General features: G+C 45.1%; 17 protein-coding genes and 1 tRNA gene. 4 read left to right on the forward strand and 14 right to left on the reverse strand.

Annotation, left to right across the window (positions count from 1 at the left end; genetic code table 11):
* Positions 1-35: 35 nt before the first annotated feature.
* Complete coding sequence (locus ICV39_RS08765) at positions 36-1754, reverse strand: TolC family protein (protein WP_215389708.1); 1719 nt, start codon at positions 1752-1754, stop codon at positions 36-38.
* Positions 1755-2027: 273 nt separating this feature from the next.
* On the opposite strand from ICV39_RS08765, the gene ICV39_RS08770 reads away from it, so the two are divergent.
* Positions 2028-3641, forward strand: coding sequence for an HD family phosphohydrolase (locus tag ICV39_RS08770; RefSeq protein ID WP_215389709.1), 1614 nt, complete (start codon positions 2028-2030; stop codon positions 3639-3641).
* 168 nt (positions 3642-3809) lie between these two features.
* On the opposite strand, the gene ICV39_RS08775 is transcribed toward ICV39_RS08770, so the two are convergent.
* Both ICV39_RS08775 and ICV39_RS08780 read right to left on the reverse strand, forming a co-directional pair.
* Positions 3810-5411 (reverse strand): adenylate/guanylate cyclase domain-containing protein, encoded by a 1602-nt coding sequence (locus ICV39_RS08775; protein ID WP_215389710.1) that lies wholly within the window; start codon positions 5409-5411, stop codon positions 3810-3812.
* Positions 5412-5558: 147 nt separating this feature from the next.
* Positions 5559-8540 (reverse strand): EAL domain-containing protein, encoded by a 2982-nt coding sequence (locus ICV39_RS08780; protein ID WP_215389711.1) that lies wholly within the window; start codon positions 8538-8540, stop codon positions 5559-5561.
* A gap of 136 nt (positions 8541-8676) precedes the next feature.
* Between ICV39_RS08780 and nadA the strand changes: the two genes are divergently transcribed.
* The gene (nadA, locus tag ICV39_RS08785) at positions 8677-9804 is read left to right on the forward strand and encodes a quinolinate synthase NadA (protein ID WP_215389712.1); all 1128 of its coding nucleotides are present in this window, start codon (positions 8677-8679) and stop codon (positions 9802-9804) included.
* Between the two features lie 80 nt (positions 9805-9884).
* A complete protein-coding gene (gene nadC / locus ICV39_RS08790) occupies positions 9885-10742 on the forward strand; it encodes a carboxylating nicotinate-nucleotide diphosphorylase (RefSeq protein ID WP_215389713.1) in 858 nt (285 codons plus the stop codon).
* Positions 10743-10751: 9 nt separating this feature from the next.
* Here nadC and nadB read toward each other — a convergent pair whose 3' ends face one another.
* The 6 genes from nadB to ICV39_RS08820 form a co-directional block, all read right to left on the reverse strand.
* Positions 10752-12407, reverse strand: coding sequence for an L-aspartate oxidase (nadB, locus tag ICV39_RS08795; RefSeq protein WP_215389714.1), 1656 nt, complete (start codon positions 12405-12407; stop codon positions 10752-10754).
* Between the two features lie 10 nt (positions 12408-12417).
* Positions 12418-12759, reverse strand: a complete 342-nt coding sequence (gene mazF / locus ICV39_RS08800) for an endoribonuclease MazF (RefSeq protein WP_215389715.1) — start codon at positions 12757-12759, stop codon at positions 12418-12420.
* Positions 12759-13001 (reverse strand): AbrB/MazE/SpoVT family DNA-binding domain-containing protein, encoded by a 243-nt coding sequence (locus ICV39_RS08805; protein ID WP_215389716.1) that lies wholly within the window; start codon positions 12999-13001, stop codon positions 12759-12761. The genes mazF and ICV39_RS08805 overlap by 1 nt, the downstream gene beginning before the upstream one ends.
* A gap of 113 nt (positions 13002-13114) precedes the next feature.
* Positions 13115-16009 carry a formate dehydrogenase subunit alpha gene (fdhF, locus tag ICV39_RS08810; RefSeq protein WP_215389717.1) on the reverse strand — a complete coding sequence of 965 codons (2895 nt, stop codon included), beginning with the start codon at positions 16007-16009 and terminating at the stop codon, positions 13115-13117.
* Positions 16010-16038: 29 nt separating this feature from the next.
* Entirely contained in the window at positions 16039-17841 is a 1803-nt protein-coding gene (locus tag ICV39_RS08815; RefSeq protein ID WP_215389718.1) for an NAD(P)H-dependent oxidoreductase subunit E, read from the reverse strand.
* 188 nt (positions 17842-18029) lie between these two features.
* Entirely contained in the window at positions 18030-18254 is a 225-nt protein-coding gene (locus ICV39_RS08820; RefSeq protein ID WP_215389719.1) for a hypothetical protein, read from the reverse strand.
* Positions 18255-18387: 133 nt separating this feature from the next.
* On the opposite strand from ICV39_RS08820, the gene ICV39_RS08825 reads away from it, so the two are divergent.
* Entirely contained in the window at positions 18388-18978 is a 591-nt protein-coding gene (locus ICV39_RS08825; RefSeq protein WP_215389720.1) for a DUF1080 domain-containing protein, read from the forward strand.
* A gap of 2 nt (positions 18979-18980) precedes the next feature.
* Here the strand turns inward: ICV39_RS08825 and ICV39_RS08830 are convergent, their stop codons facing one another.
* The 5 genes from ICV39_RS08830 to ICV39_RS08850 form a co-directional block, all read right to left on the reverse strand.
* Positions 18981-19328, reverse strand: coding sequence for a winged helix DNA-binding protein (locus ICV39_RS08830; protein ID WP_215389721.1), 348 nt, complete (start codon positions 19326-19328; stop codon positions 18981-18983).
* The gene (locus ICV39_RS08835) at positions 19325-19681 is read right to left on the reverse strand and encodes a DUF6516 family protein (RefSeq protein WP_215389722.1); all 357 of its coding nucleotides are present in this window, start codon (positions 19679-19681) and stop codon (positions 19325-19327) included. Before ICV39_RS08835 ends, ICV39_RS08830 begins: the two co-directional genes overlap by 4 nt.
* Before the next feature lie 73 nt (positions 19682-19754).
* Positions 19755-20060, reverse strand: a complete 306-nt coding sequence (locus ICV39_RS08840) for a YciI family protein (protein WP_215389723.1) — start codon at positions 20058-20060, stop codon at positions 19755-19757.
* A 109-nt stretch (positions 20061-20169) separates the two neighbouring features.
* Positions 20170-21279, reverse strand: a complete 1110-nt coding sequence (locus ICV39_RS08845; protein WP_215389724.1) for a linear amide C-N hydrolase — start codon at positions 21277-21279, stop codon at positions 20170-20172.
* Between the two features lie 100 nt (positions 21280-21379).
* Positions 21380-21470 (reverse strand) — tRNA-Ser (locus ICV39_RS08850).
* Positions 21471-21529 lie beyond the last annotated feature (59 nt).

Below are 21529 nucleotides of genomic sequence, written 5' to 3' on the forward strand. Positions count from 1 at the left end.
AGCTTATTTCGCCTCAATGGGGTTCATTCGATGATTTATTTGGTTTCTTGAGGGGTTGTTGTAGACCCCCCAGTATTAGTTGAGTTGGTGTTGACTTGGTTGAATGGTTGCTCGGGCGACTTGAGGGGTTTCTGATTGAGAGATACGCCTCCAGTACCTTCGTACATAGGCTGGCCTGCTTTATTCACACCTACTGCTGGCTTTTTAGAGAAATCAGAGTCTGCCTTAGCCGCAGCATCTGCCCAGCGCGCATCAGCGGCAGGTAATTTTCCTCCGCCCAAGCACGGATCGTTATCTAATTTTGTGCCGCCACCAATTGCCTTAAACAGGCCGACCGATGCTGCCAGTTGATCATTTCGGGCGCTAATTGCAGAGTCCTCCGCTGCGAGAACGGTTCTTTGAATCTCATATAACTGCACAAAATCCATTCCACCACGCTCAACGACCTTAGCGCTCATCGTTGCTAGTAATTGAGCGCGATTACGTGACTCATTTAATGCTTCATATTGTTTTGCAGTAAGAGTGACTCCCGCAAGACCATCCTCGACATCGCGCAAAGATGCCAGCACGGTGTTTGCATAAGCCTCGAGCAACTCCACATTTTTAGCGCTTGCTACCTGAATTTCCGCCCTTCTTCGACCGCCATCAAATACGTTTTGCACCAAGTTAGTCGTCACGTTATAAAACAAGCTTTGCGGCATCGTCAGTGTGGATAGAAGGAAACTTCCATAACCACCACCACCGGTTAGAGCAAAGGTAGGAAGTAAATTCGCACGCGCTGCATATAAATCTGCTTTTGAGGATTCCAATGCGGCCTCAGCCCTACGAATGTCTGGTCTTCGACATAAGAGATCGGACGGTAAACCAGGCTCTACTTGTGGAACCTTAACGTCCCGAAGAGACTTGCCTTTAATTTTCAGAGTAGAAGGAGTTCTACCAACCAAAGCGGCAAGGCGATTGAACGCGCGTTCACGTTGCAACTTAAGATTGGTTACCAACGCATCTGTGTTGGTTTGCAAAATTAACTGCTGAGATAAATCAATAATAGTGGCATCGCCACGATCAACTCTACGTTCAAGACCCCTGCCGACGGTACGTATGGCCTCCAGATTTCTCTCGCCAACCGCAATGCGCTCATCTAGTGATAACACCTGAAAATACACAGTAGCCGTATCGCCGACCAAACTTAGTGCAACTGCCTGACGGTTGTATTCGCTAGCCAACGCCTGTGAAAATGCCGATTGCGTGTTAAACCCTTTTTTACCCCAGAGGTCGACTTCATAATTGGCTAATAGCCCCACTTGCCAAACAGGTTGACTGCCCCATTGCGCAGTTGTAGGGGCGTAACCAGGCCCCAAGCCAGGAGCTTGGTTTTTATAACTACCAGTAGCATCAATCGTCGGCGACTCATTAGCCTTCACGACATCTGCTTGCGCGCGAGTTTGAGCCACGCGTGCAACTGCAATTCTCAAATCATAGTTATTGGTTAAGGCTGTATCGACTAAACCATTGAGCTCTTCGCTTTCAAACTCGGTCCACCACATTTCTTTTGGACGTGGAAGTTGGGCCTCGATAGGTGGTGTTTTGTAAGAGTTCGGCATCCATCGAACGTACTCTGGCCCATTCGGCGCATCCCCTTCATTCACAATCGGCGAGGTACAGCCTGCCAGCACCAAAGCACAGCACGCCACATGAATCGGCAGACGCACCAAATGCAATCTTTTGCCTGACGTAGGACCAGAAATTCGAATCATAAAGACTACTTATTAGAATAAATTTATTGTTTTAAAATTAATTCGTTGCACCCCATAGCTAAACTAATTGTTCTAACTAGGGAAGTCTGTATTAGATTCGATATATAACTAAATTCATAGAGTAGATGTTGCATCTAAATCACAATACTTAAGTACTATTATTTATATAAATTAATAGTATATATATACTATTAATAAGTTGGTTTATAAGAAACAATGAACAACTAACAAAACATAAGTGCAACGCGCCATTCCTCCTATTAGAATGCCGTAATGAGCGATAAAAGCCCCGAAATAAGAATGATGCATAAGCTACTGCAAGTTGGAGTTTCGTTAAGCAGCGAAAAGGATATTGATCAGTTACTTGAGAACATCTTGCAAGCCGGTATGAGCATTACCAATGCTGATGGTGGATCAATTTATCGCCTCACCGAAGATCGGCATCTAAAGTTTGAAATCCTGATTACTAAAAGCAAGGGTGCGTACCTTGGAGGCAAAAGCGGCACGCCTATACCCTTTCCTCCAATTGCTATTAACAAACCCGATGGCAGCCCAGAAATGTCGAGGGTAGTTTGTTACGCAGTCCATAAAGGTGAGACTGTAAATATTCCTGACGCTTACAACGCTTCAGGATTTGATTTTTCTGGCACCAAATTATTTGATGAGAAGAATAATTACCGCTCCCAATCCTTCCTAACAGTGCCCATGAAAAATCATGAGACTGAAATCATTGGGGTGATGCAGCTGATTAATGCCTCAGATCCCAGCACAGAAAAGATCACCGCTTTTTCAGCAACACAACAGGAAATTCTAGAGGCATTAGCCTCTCAAGCAGCAATTGCTCTAACCAATCGACTCTTGATTAATCGTCTTGAAGAATTGTTCGAGGGTTTTATCAACATGATTAATGATGCAATTGATGATAAATCCCCCTACACCAGCGGACACTGTATGCGCGTCCCAGAGTTAACCGTGATGCTAGCAGATGCAGTCAACAACGCAAAAGCGGGCCCACTGAAAGAGTTCACCATGACTGAGGGCGATCGTCATGAGCTGAAGATTGCTGGCCTGCTTCACGACTGCGGAAAAATTACCACTCCTGTACACATAGTAGATAAAGCTACAAAGTTAGAGGCTATTTTTGATCGCATTGCCCTCATCGATTTAAAAGCGCAAGTGATTCTCAGGGATATTGCTCTTGAGGTAAAAGAAGGAAAGCTCGATGAGGCAACAGCGCTCTCTAAAAAGAATCAATTACTAGATGACTTAGCTTACTTACAAAAAACGAATATTGGCGGTGAATTTATGTCCAACGCCGATGTCGATAGGGTCAGTGAAATCGCACAGCGCTATACCTGGAAAAATGGTGCCGGTGAAATAACACCCTTCTTAAGCGCAGACGAAATTAAAAATTTAACGATCCGCGCTGGCACCTTAACCGAAGAGGATCGCAAAATTATTAACCACCACATCGAAGTCACCATTACGATGTTAGAGAAGCTGCCTTGGCCCAAGCATTTAAAGAATGTTCCAGAGTATGCAGGCGGTCACCATGAGCGCATGGATGGTAAGGGCTATCCTAAGGGCCTTGCCCGAGATCAAATGTCTGTTCAGGCTCGTTGCATGGCAATTGCCGACGTATTTGAAGCACTTACCGCCTCAGACCGCCCTTACAAAAAGGGTAAAAAACTGAGCGAGTCATTGGAAATACTTGGGAAAATGAAGCTTGGATCCCATATTGACCCTGATTTATTTGATGTCTTTATCTGGGAAAAGGTCTACGAACAATATGCCTTGAAATACTTACCCGCCGAACAAATAGATGAAATTGATGTCACCAAAATTCCAGGCTACAACCCACCACCTGACAATTATTTCAATGCCTAACTTGTAGTCAGCTTTAATTGTCAGCTTCAATGTAGTCAGGCTCAACCCCATTCTTAGCCTTCAGAAACAATAATGCCCCATTTGTGGGGCATTATTGTTGCTTTTTTATTTGTCTTTAATTTGTATTTAATTGATCTTTTTAATTGGCCACTTAATCATTCATCTTTCTTAATAATTACGTGTCAGGCTAACACGACGTATTTCGGTTACAGCTAACTGGGCAATATCACGCAACTTCTCAAATTTATCCTGCTCTAGCGGTACAAGAGAGTCAATTTGTGAATAAGAAGATGCAACAAATCGATCGCCATTTTCTTGGCTATAACGCATCACGCCAAACTCAATGCGACTGCGCTCATCCGTGGTTAATCTGCTTATCAAGTTTTTGGTAGCCCAAATCGTGCCATGCCTTGCAAAATCGCTCAAGCGGGAAGCTCGGTTGATGGTGTCTCCCAACACAACAAACTCCACATGATTGGCCGATTGGAAACTTCCCAACCACTCTTGCCCTTCATGTAATCCAATATTCAGCTGCAGCTCAGTGAGCCAATTTTTTCTGTACTGCCAATCGGCACTAATCTTACGCATTGCGGCGCGTAATTCATCGGCACAGGCAACCGCATTAAAGAGGTAATTACTCTCAGGTTGCGGGAAGAAGTAGTAAACAACTCCATCACCCGCATGTTTGCCATGAGTGCCGGTGTACTTTCGCAATATTGGACCCATCGTTGCCCAAATTTGATTAATCAGCTCAAAGTACTCATCTGGAGGAAGCTCTGAACAAATCCTCACGGAATTTTGCAAGTCAGCAACCAACACCGCTAGCGGGGTCATGACTGGCAAACGTTTACTCAAGAGATTCTGAATCACTTGGTCACGTCTTCCCAAGAAGCTCAAAAGATCATCACCGCGATCTTCAGCCAAGGTGTGAATCACCAAAATACCTTCACGGAAATAGACTGCATAAACACGGTAGCGAGTAGGAACTCCATTGACATCGGTACGGAATAAGTCTATTTCGGTAACGGACTGCTGTTGACCTTTTTCACCATCAGAATGAGCAAACTGCACATTTTCAAAGAGGCCTAGCAAATCTGGATCGGCCGCGAGTACTAACTTAGATAGAGCCTCCCGACCAACTCGGGCGCTGGCTAGTTGTATATGTAGATTCGCTAATGCCTTTTGATCTAACAAGCCAATGCGTGCCTCGGGGCGAGAGAGTAGATCAAATAAATTACGTTCGGCACTTTGTGCGGGCGGAGCAGAAAAGCGGAATATTTCTTTTCGAGCGGACTCATTCAACCACGTTAATTCTAGGTTGTAATTGAGCATGTAGGCAGGCTGAGTTAAACCCTCTAAGGACAAAGCCATTGCAGAATTCGGTTTGGCATTCTGAAAGCTTGCGGAATGTGAGCCACGCTTTTCAACATTCACTCCAGCGCGCCGACTATTGTGCTTAGCCTGAGCTAATGACACATCAGCCATTTCAGGTTCAGAGGTTTGGGAAACTGCCCCTAATAAATCATTGGTTTGTGCGAGACGTTCCGCTATAGATGCCATATTCAAGCCCTGCGACTTGAGTGCTTGAACAGTCTGAATGGTGTCCAAAGTGTCATCAGGGAAAAAACCCAATAGGCGAGCTGCCCCCTGCGCCAAATCATCGGCTGGCGACTGAAATACAGGCTTTGGCAAAATGCCGAGCTGTATATAGTTGTTGAGGGTTGCTCTCGAAATGCCAGATAACTCCAGCACTTCTTTACTTGAAATCATTTATACACATGTCCAATTTACTGGCTTTTTCATCTACAACACAGATAAAAATACAACGCCGTGAGTGTATTTATACAGCTATATAAATAATTTAGACACTTATTTAATTAAACACCTGTATAAAGTTGCAAGTAAACAACAGGCGAATTAGACATTAGGTGCCCCAATTAGATGCTTTTGGAAGTCTGCACCAGTCATTGGCCTACCAAATAGGTAGCCCTGTCCAATTTGACACCCTATATCTAGTAGGATTTGGCGCTGCTCCTCGGTTTCAACCCCTTCAGCAATTGACTGCAGATTGAGACCTGACCCCATCGTAATCATGGCTTGCACTAAAGCACGATCAGCGTTGGCATTTACAATTTGCGCAGTAAATGAAGAATCAATCTTTAGAAAATCGAAGTTGAAGTTTCTTAATGCTGACAAAGAAGAATAACCCGTTCCAAAATCATCGATCGCAAATCTAAAACCAGCTTCATGCAAGAGTGCAATTTTCTGACTAACTCGCGCATTCTGATTCATCATCGTGTGCTCGGTAATCTCCAAAATTACTCTTTGAGTGGATAGATTTAATTCCTTCAAGTATTCGATCCAGTTTAAAGCTGAGTGTTTATTGGAATTGAATTGTGTCGCGGACACGTTAATGCCCACGCTGATGTCCTTCTCAGACTTTGGCAGCGCGAGTAAAAACTGACACACTTGACGGAAAACCCAGTCACCCATTTCGATGATCAAGCCTGAATCCTCTGCTACCTCAATAAAATGTTCCGGCAAAATTAGAACACCATCATGCCTTCGCCAACGCAATAAAGCCTCAGCATGAATAATTTCTCTAGTCTTAAGATCAACAATAGGCTGATAAAACACATCGAATTGGTTTTCCTGCAGCGCCGTCCTCAACTCAGAAATAATTTTCATCTTGCGATCAGCCAACTCTTGAAGGGATTGGGTGAAGTAGTGATATCCATTCCGACCTTGATTTTTTACCGCATACATTGCCTGGTCAGCCTTCATCAGCAAACCTTTGGTGCTGCTGGCATCCTGAGGATAGAAGGCAATACCCAAGCTCGCTGAGATATGAAAGACTTGCCCCTCAATCTCTACAGGCTCAGCTAGGCGCTCTGTAATTCCCAGTAACACCTTATCTATGTTCTGTGGGCTCTCTAAATCATTCAGAATGATCGTAAACTCATCCCCGCCAATACGAGCAACCGTATCGGATTCACGTACCTCTTCCTTAAAACGATCGGAAACCCTTCTCAGAATCTCATCCCCGATATCATGACCCGAGGTGTCGTTAATATCTTTAAAGTGATCTAAGTCGACGAACAATAAAGCGAAAGTATTTTTTGCTCGATCTGCGCGTTTAATAGACTCATCTACGCGATCGAGAAACAGACGCCGGTTGGGAAGACCCGTTAATGCATCATAGTTAGCCTGGCGATTGATAATCTCACGCGTTCTCTTTTGATCTGAAACAGGTGATATCAGACCCACTCTCTGACGAACTGAGCCAGCATCATCTAAGGCGGTGAAGATCGATAAAAACCCTAAATATTCTGCGTCCGTTTTTCGCCTAATCCAAACTTGCCCTTCCCAGTGACCAACCGAGTCCAATGAAGGAATTAAGTCTGAATATGAACGAGCCCCATGAGCCTTAACTAGTATGGATGGCAAGTCTTTGCCGATAATATCGGCCTCGGTATAGCCAGTGATTTCCTGGAAAACATCATTGACCACCACAATCGTATTCTTACCATCCATGATAAAGACGGCTTCCCCAATTGCCTGATAGACCGAAGAGGTAATTCTGAGTAGATCTTCATCATGCTTTCTATCGGTTAAATCAATGCCATAGATTGCAAATTTATCTCCTGCCTGTACCGAACCCCAGCTGATATATTTCTTGGTGCCGTTCTTGCAGGTAGTCCAAGTTTCTAATGGGGTCATTACCGATCGGGTTTGACGCGCCTGATGCAAACGCGTATTCCACTCACCTCTAACTTCTTTGCGGTAATCCGGGTCTGGGTAAACTAGATCCCACCATTGATCGCTATTATTTAAATCAGCAGCTTGGTAACCAGTCAAATCCGTATACGCCTTGTTCACAAAATCGACTGATCGTTTTTGCAAATCCAGTAACGCCATCGAAACGGGCATCCGCTCAATAATTGCCCGAAAGCGCCCTTCCACCTGAAGCAAATCATTGGTTTTGCCTTCAATGCTTTCAATAATCAAACTGACCAGCAAACCTACCAGACACATCAGGCTCAAATAAGCCCAGATGCTAATTGGGGCAGGATCATTCATCAGATTTTTATTGAAAAATCCATGACCCTCATAAGCACCCAAAATAGACTGCAAAACCGTCATGGCTAAAATCAGCATTGCGCCATGTCTGCCGTAGCGCAATGCCGCTACCAACAAAATGGGATAAACGAAATACCCCCGGTTTAAAAACTCAAGTTGGGCAAAATCATTGTTTAGCCAACCAAAAATTACCGCCTGACCAAAAAGAAAGACAAGACCAAAAAATACTAATACTTCATAGAGTTTTGGTGCGCGAAACCAATCCCGCGGTACCGTTCGCCAAACCAAAATGACAGGCGTAAAAAAAGCTGCCCCAAAAAAGTCGCCAATAAACCAGGTATAGATAAGACTGAGGTAAGTCTCATTTTCAACCAAACCGGCATTCATCAAGAGTAGCGTACTGAGCGAACTACTGATTAGCGCCGTGACAACCGAGACAACAAATAATGAAGCGATATCCAGAATAGAGGTGATGTCTTTATTAAAAGCAAAAACATGGTGCAACAATAAGCTACCAACTAAAGCAGCTGCAGTGCTTCCTGCGGCAAGCTGAAAAGAAATATATAAATCAAAACCGCCTAAAACCTCCCCAGCTACTGCAGCTACAAAAACAAAAGGCCAAAATCGATTGCCATAATTGAGTAGCATGGCCAAGCCAATTCCTGCGGGCACCCAAATCATGCTTGCGCCAGAACTACTTGAAAAGTTTTTTAGTATGTATCCAGCTATATAGGCATACAAAATCGACCAGAGGACTGCCGAGGCAATTTCTCGATTTTTTACCAAAGGATGGTTCTGAAGGCGACTGATTAAGTTCATTTTGGAGCAATCAAATATTGGTTTTACTGGTTCTAGCTTTTGCCTAATGGCTAATAAAAGAATACCTTATACCCTGCCGATTTCGTTAAAATCACACCCTAGACCCAAACAAAACATCCTCGGGTTAATATTTGCCATGAACCCCCTTTCCATTCAGACTGAAACCTATGATTACCCAGCTCAAAATGCAGCTGGAGTCACTTGTACCGCTCAAGCTTGGGCTAAAACCCCACCCCCATTACAAGACTCAGAAAAAGCAGTGATCATTGCTCGTATTAAGGAGCTCTTGATAGCTAAAAATGCCACTTTAGTTGCACACTACTATGTTGACGGTGCTATTCAAGACTTAGCGATTGAAACTGGTGGTTTTGTGGCCGACTCCCTAGAGATGGCTCGCTTTGGAAAAAATCACCCTGCAAAAAATTTAATTGTTGCGGGAGTGCGATTCATGGGTGAGACGGCCAAGATTCTCAGCCCTGAGAAACATGTCTTTATGCCAGACCTTGATGCTACCTGCTCTTTAGATTTAGGTTGCAATGCTGCTGACTTTGCCAAGTTTCGCGCTGCCCACCCTGATCGCGTGGTTGTGGTCTATGCCAATACGAGTGCCGCGGTGAAAGCACAAGCAGATTGGATGGTAACCAGCTCTTGCGCCCTAGCAATTGTTCATCAACTCAAAGTTGAGGGAAAAAAGATTCTATGGGCACCAGATCGTCACCTGGGTAGATACATTCAAGAGCAAACTGGTGCTGATATGTTGTTATGGAATGGGGCTTGCATCGTTCATGATGAATTCAAGGCTGCTGAACTGAAGGTTCTCAAAGTCGCACACCCTCATGCAAAAATATTAGTTCACCCTGAATCACCACAAGCTGTAGTTGATCTAGCTGATGTCGTCGGCTCTACTTCCGCCATGATTAAGGCGGTCGTTGAAGGATCCGCTACCGAATATATTGTCGCAACCGACAAAGGCATTTTGCATCGCATGCGCCAACTTGCTCCCAACAAGAAATTGATTGAAGCTCCTACAGCTGGTAACAGCGCTACCTGTAAGAGTTGTGCCCACTGCCCCTGGATGGCCATGAATGGCCTGCAGGGCATATTAGATTGCCTAGAAAATGCCTCAGGCGAAATCTTCGTTGATGAACCTATTCGTACCCAAGCTTTAGGGTGTATTGAACGCATGCTGGATTTCACCACCCATCACCCTGACCTCTTAGCGAAAGCGCAACACGGCTTTGTCAAAAATATCGGTGCCGCCTAAGGTTTCTTTGGTTTATTTAGTTCATTTCTTTTGGCTCTTGTTCATTGCTCATTTAATTACTCCATTTCTTTAATTTATTCATGTTTGATTACAACGAAACCTTAGAGCAAGCTCGCCAACGCAATATTCATGATGCGCTCATGGAAGATATTGGTATCTGTGATTGGACCGCTAAACTCGTACCCAGCAAAAATGTGCAAGCACAATTAATTGTTCGACAGGATGCCGTGTTATGCGGCGTAGATTGGTTTGAGGGCACTCTTAAGAAATTGGATCCCAATGCAAAGCTTACCTGGCATAACATAGAAGGCGACATGATGAGGGCGGATACCAAGGTCTGCGAAATTTCGGCCGACTCTCAAGCCCTGCTCTCCGCTGAGCGCACCTGCATTAACTTCTTGCAAACTCTGTCATGGACAGCCAGTATTACGCGCCAACACGTGGATGCTATTGATGGCGCTAGCCCTAACCCTACAGGTTGCGCAGTACTCGATACCCGCAAGACCATTCCAGGTCTGCGTCAAGCCCAGAAGTACGCAGTACGTATCGGTGGGGGACAAAATCAACGTCTTGCTTTATGGCACGGCATTTTGATTAAAGAAAATCACATTGCTGCGGCCGGCAGTGTGACTGCGGCCCTTAAGAATGCACAGGCCCTGAATTCTGGTGTGGATATTCAGATTGAGGTTGAGAATTTCGCAGAATTAGAAGAAGCCCTAGCTGCTGGAGCGAAGAGTATTTTGATTGATAACTTTAATACCGATCAAATGAAGCAAGCAGTGGCTATCACTGCTGGTCGCGCATTGCTAGAAGCATCAGGTGGCATTAATTTAGATCAAATGCGCGCCATTGCCGCAACCGGTGTTGATCGCATCTCCTTAGGCAAACTCACAAAAGATGTGATTGCGGTTGATTTTTCGATGAGGGTTCTAGGCTAAGGCTTTACTTTAGCCTTCTTGAGAAGTTTCGCTACCCTCGGCTTGCGGCGTCAAAATGGTCGGATAAGACACTGCCCAAGTCCCCGGATAATCACGGCTGTAGTGCAATCCCCTGCTTTCTCTTCGCATCAGCGCCGATCTGACAATAAGCTCTGCGCACTCCAATAAATTGCGCAACTCGATTAAGTCACGCGTCACCTTAAAGTTTGCGTAATACTCCTGAACCTCATATCGAAGCAGCTTAATGCGGTGTAGTGCACGTTCTAATCGACGATTGGTTCGCACGATACCCACATAGTTCCACATGAGTGAACGCAATTCATCCCAGTTGTGGGCAATAACTACCTGCTCATCAGCATCTTCGACTTGACTCTCGTCCCAAAGGGGCAGATTTGGCACTTCTGGAGTATTAAGTTCAGAAATATCTTGCGCCGCTGCTTTACCAATCACCACACACTCTAGCAATGAGTTACTAGCCAAACGATTGGCTCCGTGTAAACCAGTATAAGTAGCCTCACCTACCGCATATAAACCAGGCAAATCAGTTCGACCCTTGAGGTCCGTGACAACACCGCCACAGGTATAGTGCGCCGCAGGAACTACCGGAATGGGTTCTTTGGTGATATCTAGACCCAAGCTTAAGCAACGGGCATAGATCATCGGGAAATGTTCTTTAATGAAGGCTTCACCCAAATGAGTAGCATCTAGATGCACATAATCCAAGCCGTGCTTTTTCATTTCAAAGTCGATGGCGCGGGCGACGATATCCCGAGGCGCTAATTCATTACGCTCATCATGCTCGGGCATAAAATGCGTACCGTTTGGCAGCTTTAATAAGCCACCTTCACCACGCATAGCTTCAGTAATTAAGAATGTTCTGTCACTGGGGTGATACAAGCAGGTTGGATGAAACTGAATAAATTCCATATTGCCAACGCGGCAACCAGCACGCCAAGCCATGGCGATGCCATCACCAGTAGCCGTATCAGGATTGCTGGTATAGCGATAAACTTTGCCCACACCGCCTGTAGCGAGTACAATTGACTTTGCGGCAATGGTTTCTACCCGATTATTTTTGATGTCCAGAGCATACACACCATAACAACGATTCGGTTTAGTGCGCTGTGTTTTGGCATCGAGGTGTCGATTGGTAATGAGATCTAAAGCAATCCAATGCTCCAGAATCTGAATATTTTTATGTGCCTTGGCTTTATCAAGCAACACTTCATGGATCGCTTTGCCTGTGGCATCGGCAGCATGCGCAATGCGACGATGACTATGTCCACCTTCACGCGTAAGATGCAAACCCATCGGACCGGATTTATCTTCAGTAAAGGGAACACCCTGCTCTACCAACCATTTAATTGCCTCAGCACTTTCCTCGGCAATGTAGCGTGCTGTAGATTCCACTACTAAGCCTGCACCAGCATTTAAGGTGTCGGCCACATGAGCATCAATGCTGTCATGCTCTTTATCAACTACCCCAACGATTCCGCCTTGTGCCCATGCAGTTGCCGCTTCATTCAGACCACGCTTGGCCATCAAAATGACGGGCTGGCTCTCTGCCATATGCAAAGCAACGGTTAAACCAGCAAGCCCCGCCCCAATAATGAGAACAGGCAACTCATTTTGAGTTTGTGAGGAAAATGTTTTGGAACTGGCCATAGTCTAGATATTATTCAATCAAGAGCAGTGATTTAACCTTGGCCCTTACTTCAAGCAGAATCTCTGATCCAACTCTAGATTTATATTTAGCCTTTCGAATTGCCCAATCTAGTGATTTGACTTGATCAGACAAAATAACGGATTGAACTCCCTCAATATCCACCAATACCTCAAATGGATAGCCTTTAATTTGAGTTGATAGAGGGCAACAAACCATCAAACACGTTTTTTTATTGTAGGCGCTAGGTGACAAAACTACTGCTGGACGATGACCAGCTTGCTCTCTACCCGCCTGGGGATCAAATTCCAGCCAGACAATATCCCCAGGCCCTGGAATATATGGTCTGACCATTAAATCAACTCTTTGCCAACTGGACCACCAAAATCTACTTCACCGTGCAGATTCTTAGCCGTAATTCCACCAAGTAATTCTTCGAGTTGGTATTCTCGTTTCGCTACTGGCTCAATCACAATTCGCCCTTTTTGAACCTTTACAGATACTTGCTGGTCTATTTTTAGCTGCGCGGACTTCATTACAGAGGCATTTAAGCGTAAAGCTGGGCTGTTGCCCCACTTTTTAATCACAGTTTCCATATTAAACCTCCCAAATTAATGTATCTACATTGTAGATACATTAACAAACCAGCGCAAGTTGAATTAAAAACCCCGCCTATGGGCGGGGTTTGACTGAGAGTTTTTAATCAAATTTATACGTTCACCATCAACTTTGGCCCGTTAGGAGCATTGGTGCCGTAACCCATCACCTTGGATGGCTCGCCACCTTTGCTTAACCTCACCGCGCAGTACTTAAACTCTGGAATCTTGCCAAACGGATCTAAGGCCGAGTTGGTAATGAGGTTAGCTGCTGCCTCATAGTAAGCAAATGGTATGAAGATAGCCCCTCTTGGTGTGCCATCATCTCTTCGTACATGGATACCAACTTCACCACGACGCGATTGCACGGTAATCACATCACCAGCAGATACACCTAGCTGAGTCATGTCTTCACCGTTCATCGATACTGTCGCCATGGGCTCGATTGCATCTAATACCGTTGCACGGCGCGTCATACTGCCAGTATGCCAATGCTCTAACTGACGACCTGTAATGAGTACAAAAGGATATTCAGAGTCTGGTCGCTCATTTGCAGGAATGATATCTGCTGGTACGAGCTTGACTTTGCCATCTGGTGTTGCAAAGGCATCATCAAACACGATTGGGCGACCCGGATCTTCCAAGGACAAGCATGGATACGTCACGCTGGATTCTTTTACCAAACGATCCCAAGTAATGCCTTTGATGGCGCCATGCATCGCTTGACGCATCTCCTCGTAAACCTCAGCCACTCCAGCATCAGGGCCTTGGTAATTCCAATTCAGACCCATGCGCTTGGCAATTTCCTGAATGATCCACAAATCGGCCTTAGCATCACCTGGCGGCTCAACTGCTTTTCTACCCATTTGCACCATACGATCGGTATTGCTTGCAGTGCCCACCTTCTCAGGCCAAGCGCTTGCTGGTAATACGACGTCAGCCAATAAAGCAGTTTCAGTCATGAAAATATCTTGCACAACTAAATGCTCAAGTGATGCGAGCGCATGGCGTGCATGATTTAAGTCTGGATCACTCATTGCAGGGTTCTCACCCTCAACGTACATGCCACGAATCTTATCGGGGTCGCTATCAGACGCGGTAATCTTGTGCATGATTTCAACGACGGTGTAACCCGGCTTCTTATCCAGCGGTGTATTCCAGAACTTCTCAAACCAAGCATGCGCTTCTGGGTTATCCACGCGCTGATAGTTCGGGAACATCATTGGAATCAAACCAGCATCACTAGCACCCTGCACGTTGTTTTGACCACGCAGTGGATGCAAGCCTGAACCAGGTTTGCCAATTTGACCAGTGATACTGACCAAGGCAATTAAGCAACGGGCATTGTCAGTGCCGTGAACGTGCTGACTCACACCCATGCCCCACAAAATCATGGCTGATTTCGTAGTAGCAAATTCTCGAGCGACTTCACGTAAGGTTTCTGCTGGAATGCCGCAGATTGGCGCCATCGCCTCTGGGCTATATCCTTTGATGTTTTCTTTTAGGGCTTCAAAGTTATTCGCACGATTGGCGATGAAATCTTTATCTGCCAAGCCCTCTTCAATAATCGTGTAGATCATGGCATTGAGCATCGCCACATCAGTGTCTGGCTTGAACTGCATGGTGCGCCAGGCATGCTTACTAATTTCAGTCTTGCGTGGATCACACAAAACCAATTTAGCGCCACGCTTGGCAGCGTTCTTGAACCAAGTTGCAGCAACTGGATGGTTAGCAGTTGGATTTGAGCCAATCAACATGATTAAGCTAGAGTGCTCAACATCATTAACTTGATTACTTACAGCGCCAGAGCCTACACCTTCTAATAGTGCGGCTACAGATGAAGCGTGACATAGACGAGTACAGTGGTCGACGTTATTGCTACCAAAGCCAGTGCGGACCAATTTTTGGAATAAGTAAGCCTCTTCGTTACTGCCTTTAGCAGAACCAAAGCCAGCAAGAACTTTGAGTCCATGTTTATCTTTGAGCTCTTTGAGTTTGCCGCCAGCAAAATCAAGCGCCTCTTCCCATGTTGCTTCACGGAAGATATCGGACCAATCTTGTTTGCCTTCTAAGATCGATTCATCTTTTGGAACGCCCGGTTTACGAATTAAGGGCTTAGTTAAGCGCTGTGGATTATGGATGTAATCCATACCAAAGCGGCCTTTGACACACAGACGATTATGGTTAGCTGGGCCATCGCGACCCTCAACACTAACAATCTTGTCATTTTTGACGTTATAGGTAATCTGACAGCCGACGCCACAGAACGGACATACAGAATCGACTTTACGATCGACTGTTTGCGAACCAATTAATCCTTTTGGCATCAATGCGCCAGTTGGACAGGCTTGCACACACTCGCCACAAGCAACACAAGTGCTCTCGCCCATCGGGTCATTGAGGTCAAACACGATCTCGCTATGAGCACCACGCATGGCGTAACCAATCACATCATTAACTTGCTCTTCACGACAAGCACGCACACAACGGTTACATTGAATACAAGCATCGAGGTTCACTGCCATCGCCGGATGAGAAAGATCGTTGTTAACTTTTTCACGGCGTAGCGCTTTAAGCTCAGGGCGCACAGTCACATCCATGCGCGCTGCCCAAGTACTCAGCTCACCATGTTGATGTTTTTTCTCTTCTTCCTTAGAGTCGCCTACCCACTTAAAGCCTTCATCGGGCATATCAGAGAGCAGCATCTCCAACACTAACTTCTGGCTCTTAAGAGCACGCTCACTATTGGCTTTAACTTCCATGCCTGGGGTTGCGCTTCTGCAGCAGCTTGGCGCTAGAGTACGCTCGCCATTGATTTCAACTACGCAAGCACGACAATTGCCGTCTGGGCGATACCCATCTTTAAAGCATAAATGTGGAATATCAATACCATGACGTTTTGCGGCCTTGAGAATCGTTTCGCCTTCGTAGGAAACAATCGTCTTGCCATCTAACTTGAATTCCACGGTTTGTAATTCGAGTTCTTTTGGATTAGTTGGTGCGTTCATATTAGTCTCGTTCTTCCCTAATCTTTTACTTATACGATTTCTTGTGGGAAATATTTATGAATACAACGAATAGGGTTTGGCGCTGCTTGACCTAAACCACAGATCGAAGCATCGACCATCACGGTCGCCAAATCTTCAAGCGTTTCTTGATCCCAAGACTTAGCTTGCATGAGTTTGGCTGCTTTACCCGTTCCTACGCGGCATGGCGTACATTGACCGCAGCTCTCATGCTCAAAAAAGTGCATGACATTTAATGCCATATCGCGCGCTTTATCTTGATTACTAAATACCATTACGGCTGCGGAACCAATAAAGCAACCATAAGGCTGCAAGGTATCAAAGTCGAGCGGAATATCGTTCATGGTCGCTGGCAAGATGCCGCCTGATGCGCCACCGGGCAAATAGCCATAGAACTGATGACCGTCCTGCATGCCACCACAGTACTCATCAATGAGTTCTTGAATCGTGATGCCTGCTGGCGCTAATTTCACACCAGGATTCTTTACACGACCGCTCACGCTATAGCTACGCAAACCCTTACGGTCATGACGACCATATGAGCTAAACCACTCAGGACCACGCTGCACAATATCGCGCACCCAATACAGGGTCTCAAAGTTATGCTCTAAGGTTGGCCGCCCAAATAAACCGACTTGTGCAATGTATGGTGGGCGCATACGAGGCTCACCACGCTTGCCCTCGATACTTTCAATCATGGCGGATTCTTCACCACAAATGTAGGCGCCCGCACCACGACGCAATTCAATATTTGGAATCGCAAATGGCGGATTGGCTTTGAGCTTGGCCAATTCTTTTTCGAGCAACTCACGGCAGCCGTGATATTCATCGCGTAAGTAGATATAGCAAGCATCAATGCCCACTACATTGGCAGCAATTAATAGGCCTTCCAAGAAACGGTGTGGGTCACGCTCCAGATAAGTACGGTCTTTAAATGTGCCTGGCTCACCTTCGTCAATATTGACAGCCATTAACTTAGGCGCTGCTTGATCTTTCACAATGCGCCACTTACGACCCGCCGGGAAGCCTGCACCACCCAAACCGCGCAGACCCGAATTTTCCATGGCCTTAATGATGCTTTCTGCATCACGTTTGCCTTCAACAATTTCTTTAGCTAAAGCGTAACCACCTTTTGATCGATAGGACTCATAGCCTACATAGTCAGGTGAGATTGCTTGATTCTCGCCCTGAGGTGAAACACCCTTTTGCGCTAATTCTGCTGGCTCAAATACCGCATCATCTTTAGCCAATGGCTGAGTCGTCAATTTGTTGTTAACTGCGGCTTTTACTTTGTCGGTAGTAGCGAATATCACTGGATATTGATGCACCACTGCCACTGGAGCCTGCTCGCAACGACCTACGCAAGGCGCTGCAACCACTTTTACATCCGGATTACCCAAAATCGTAGGTAACTTAGCCAGCAAGTTTTGCGCGCCCGCTAATTCACAGGCAACACCATCGCATACACGCACAGTGATATCGGCAACTGGATCATTACCACGCACTACTTCAAAGTGATGATAGAAAGTTGCAACTTCATACACTTCAGACATCGGCAAATTCATTTCCTTTGCCAGCGCAACTAAATGACGATCATGCAATGCGCGGTACTCATCATTGAGCTTGTGTAGATTTTCAATAAGCAAATCACGGCGGTGTGGCGCATTACCAATTAACTGTCGCACCTCAGCAATTGAAGCGTCATCTGCTTGACGACCTTTTAATTTACTTTTGCGACGAATGGTCTCCCGCAAATCATCTGCAGTTGCAACCGCAACCGCGTTGACTTCTTTGGAAGGCTTTGGGTGATTCATAGTCTGTAGTCTCTGTTTTTATAAAGTTCGTTTTTATGTACTTCGTTTTCTGTATTTCGTGCTCGAGTGCATACCCCCAAAAACTGGGTTTTTTCCTCATTAACAGCAGATTTTGGGTTATTTCTAGCCCTAAGTCCTTGACGGAGCTCAAGGGAGATTTAATGGCCTATTTTAAGGGTAAACCCTAGTTATAGTAGGGATGGGGATGGTTGATCCCCTGGAGGCATTGAGTAATCTAACTTACGCTCATAAAGCCTTACTTTGTAGCAGTCCTGATAGCCCTTACTACCGATTTGCCAGCCAATCGAGGTGCAATCATCCCGGGCCGCCTGCTCTATCGAGCCACAAGCAGTAAGGCCAATGGCCATAAAGGCAAGGGGAACTAGGGCTAGGCGCAAATTTGTTGATTTCATACCGCAAGTCTAATGGATTTTGATGCCCATTCAAGGCAAATTGAGCATATTCAGGGAAAGCATCTACTTGTCTTCTTTAATTCTTATCAGTAACAATGGGTCACATTAAAACGAATAACAAAGTGGAGACCCCATGAAATTGACCCTCAAGAGAATCGCTTTCTTTTTTGCCTGTTTGCATCTGGCGATTTGTAATCCCGCCATTGCGCAAAATCAAGACGGCTTCGTGGACCTAATAGATGGTGTTAGCCTGAGCGGATGGAATATCGTGGGTGATGCCAATTGGGTTATTGGCAAGGGCATGATTGAGGGCAACAAACCCATGGGCTTTTTAGTCAGCACCAAGTCTTACAAAAACTTCATTATCAAAGCTGAATTTTGGGCTGAGTCCAACACGAATAGCGGTATCTTTATTCGCTGCCAAGACCCAAATAAAATTACTGCTGCTAACGGATATGAAGTCAATATTTGGGATACCCGCCCTGAGCAAGCCTATGCAACTGGTGCGATTGTGGATGTTGCCAAAGTAAACCCGATTCATAAAGCAGGCGGTCGTTGGAATACGATGGAAATCGTGGCCAATGGTTCACACTTTAAAGTGAGCCTCAATGGTGTCGTAACTGTAGGCGACGGACAAGATAGTCGTTTTGCTGAAGGCGTTATTGCGCTTCAATCTGCAGGCGGAATTGTGAAATTTAGAAAGCTACAAATTAAGTCGATTTAGTTTTAAACAGATATCTCGATTCGATCGCCACATGCTATTGGCTTAAGAGCCCTATCCTGTTTTTGCATTTTTACTAGCCCATAGTTTGACATCGTTTTCAGGGTCCTTGATAGATTTCCCTGTTTACGACCAGTCATCTCAGCCAACTCAGAAATAGACACTGGCTTGGATGATCGAATCACATCCAGTAATGCGCGATTTTCATCGCTCAGCACCTGGGCCAACGATCGCATCGAAGTAAACCAGATTTTAGGATCGCTAGGCTTTACCTTTAGATCCCCTTTTGCAATTGCCAACATACGCCTGCGGATATCCGCCTGAGATGCGATACCAATTTTGATGACTTTCATTTTGATTTATCCATCTGTAGTGCTTTATCAACGTCAACAAAGAAATCACTCAATAACTGATAGGCATCCTTAAACACATATCTGGTGCCACGATCTATGGAATTGCGGTGTTTATGGTCATAAGGGAACCGTCTACCAGCATATGATCTCACTGACTTAAATGCATGTGCATTGTCATAACCTAGAATTCGATCTCCGGCAGGATTATGCAAGGTCAAAGAGTATCGAATTCCGTGCGGAATGGCTTCTGTTGGCGCTACTTGCCAAGCATCTATCTTCACCCAATAACCATCCTCTTGATCAATCACTTGTTGATGTAAATCTAATAATGTGGAGATGCCATCAATTTTCATCTCCCATACTATATCAACTAATGATATATCAAAAATGATTACCCATACTTAAGTATGGGTATAGCAGAACTTCTTATGCTACCGGTGGAAATCCAACCTTCTGCGCCCACATATTATTGAATACATGAATTACTGGTTTTTCGTATACGCCTGCTTTTGTAAAAGGCTCATTACTTAACCACTCATCTACCGCAGCCCGGCTTGGAAAATCCATCACTAAGAGACTTCCTGTAACCGTTTGGCCATCTTCAGAAGTCAGCGGTCCAGCAAATGCCATACGCTCAGCTTGTTGACCTAAATACGCGCGGTGCTCGGGTCGAACCTTTACGCGCAAGTCTGCAGTGCCGGGCCTATCCATTAATAAAATTGCAAAAATCATTTGGTCTCCACGTTTGTCTATTAACTATTAATTCTGTTGATTCAAATCTTACGTCAAACCATAAATAAAAACCACCTGACGGTGGTTTTTATTGTGCATAGTGCCAACTTCAGTTAACTGGAAAAATTAATCTAGGCTGATTTAATTTTGTAGATTTAATCTCTTTTGAATTGAAATCAAACTTCTTAAAATCAAATTCATAAATATTGGTGTTTTCATACATCTTTACACTATAAGTCATGCTTTTATTATTGGCCACCACGCTCCACTCAGTTACCTCATAACCACCCAAGCCACCACCGTAAGGATTGCTTGCAGGCAATGTTACAGAACCAGGGGGGATATCAAAACTACCCAAAATATGCCAAGCTGCATCACCCATTTGTGCATTGGTAAAACTTGCAGGTACGGAGTTTGATAGGAAGAGCGCACGAATAAACCGACTTGGGCTTAGTGAATCTCCAGGCATGCCATGCAAGCCTGAACCCGAACTAGGTGCACTGAACTTAGTACCATGAATGATCAATGGCGGTTTTTCTACATTTGAAAGATTTACATAGTTACCAATACTATTTAGATGATCCTGAATCGGAGGATCATTAGTCAGAATTGTTGAAGGATTATCGGTAACCATCAATTGACCTTTAATGTACTCAACGACAAGGCTTTTTCCATTGGCATCATGAAAGGTGTAATGTATTAATGGTGTTCTATTGCCATAGGCGGCAATCTTTGCACCATTAACCTTGATATTTTTTAGACCCGCCTTAATCTCATCTACCGTTGCAAAATTTGTCAACACATAAGTAAGGACTTGTAAGGAGTTAATACTCTCACCAGATTCGGCACTGGTCACCGCTTGATACTCAGCACTATTTGGAAGATTAAGCACGCCACCAATCAGGCCTTTTTCATTCATGCCGTCAACAAGTTCGGGCAATCCTAGCGGGTTCATTCCGGCAGCAGCATATTTAGAAATCCAACTACGTCCACTGCCATACTGACCATCAACACCAATACCCTTTAGAGTGTAGTTACGAGGAATGGAGAGGAGCTCAGATTTGAGTGGCATACCAAATTCCATAGTACGGCCGTAAACAGCACCACCATCACTACCCCACAACATGAAGCTCGTACATGCATTACTAACAGCAGGCGCTAAGACCAATGCCGCCGATAGGGATGTGGCAACTATTTTTTTAAAAATGGTTTGATTCATTTTTTCTCCAACGAAGAATTTGATTTAAGTTGAATTGATCGCAATAAGCGCCAGTAGATGTTTTGATAACGAGTGCGTGATATCTGCACTTGAGATTGATTGGCGGAAGGGGCGGGATTCGAACCCGCGGTAGGCTATTAACCTACGCACGCTTTCCAGGCGTGTGACTTAAACCGCTCATCCACCCTTCCGGAACCGTTGATTATACGATTGCCGAAAGGGTTTTGCCCCAAATCCAAGTAAATACGGC

The organism is Polynucleobacter sp. MWH-UH25E (assembly GCF_018687095.1).
GTDB lineage: Bacteria > Pseudomonadota > Gammaproteobacteria > Burkholderiales > Burkholderiaceae > Polynucleobacter.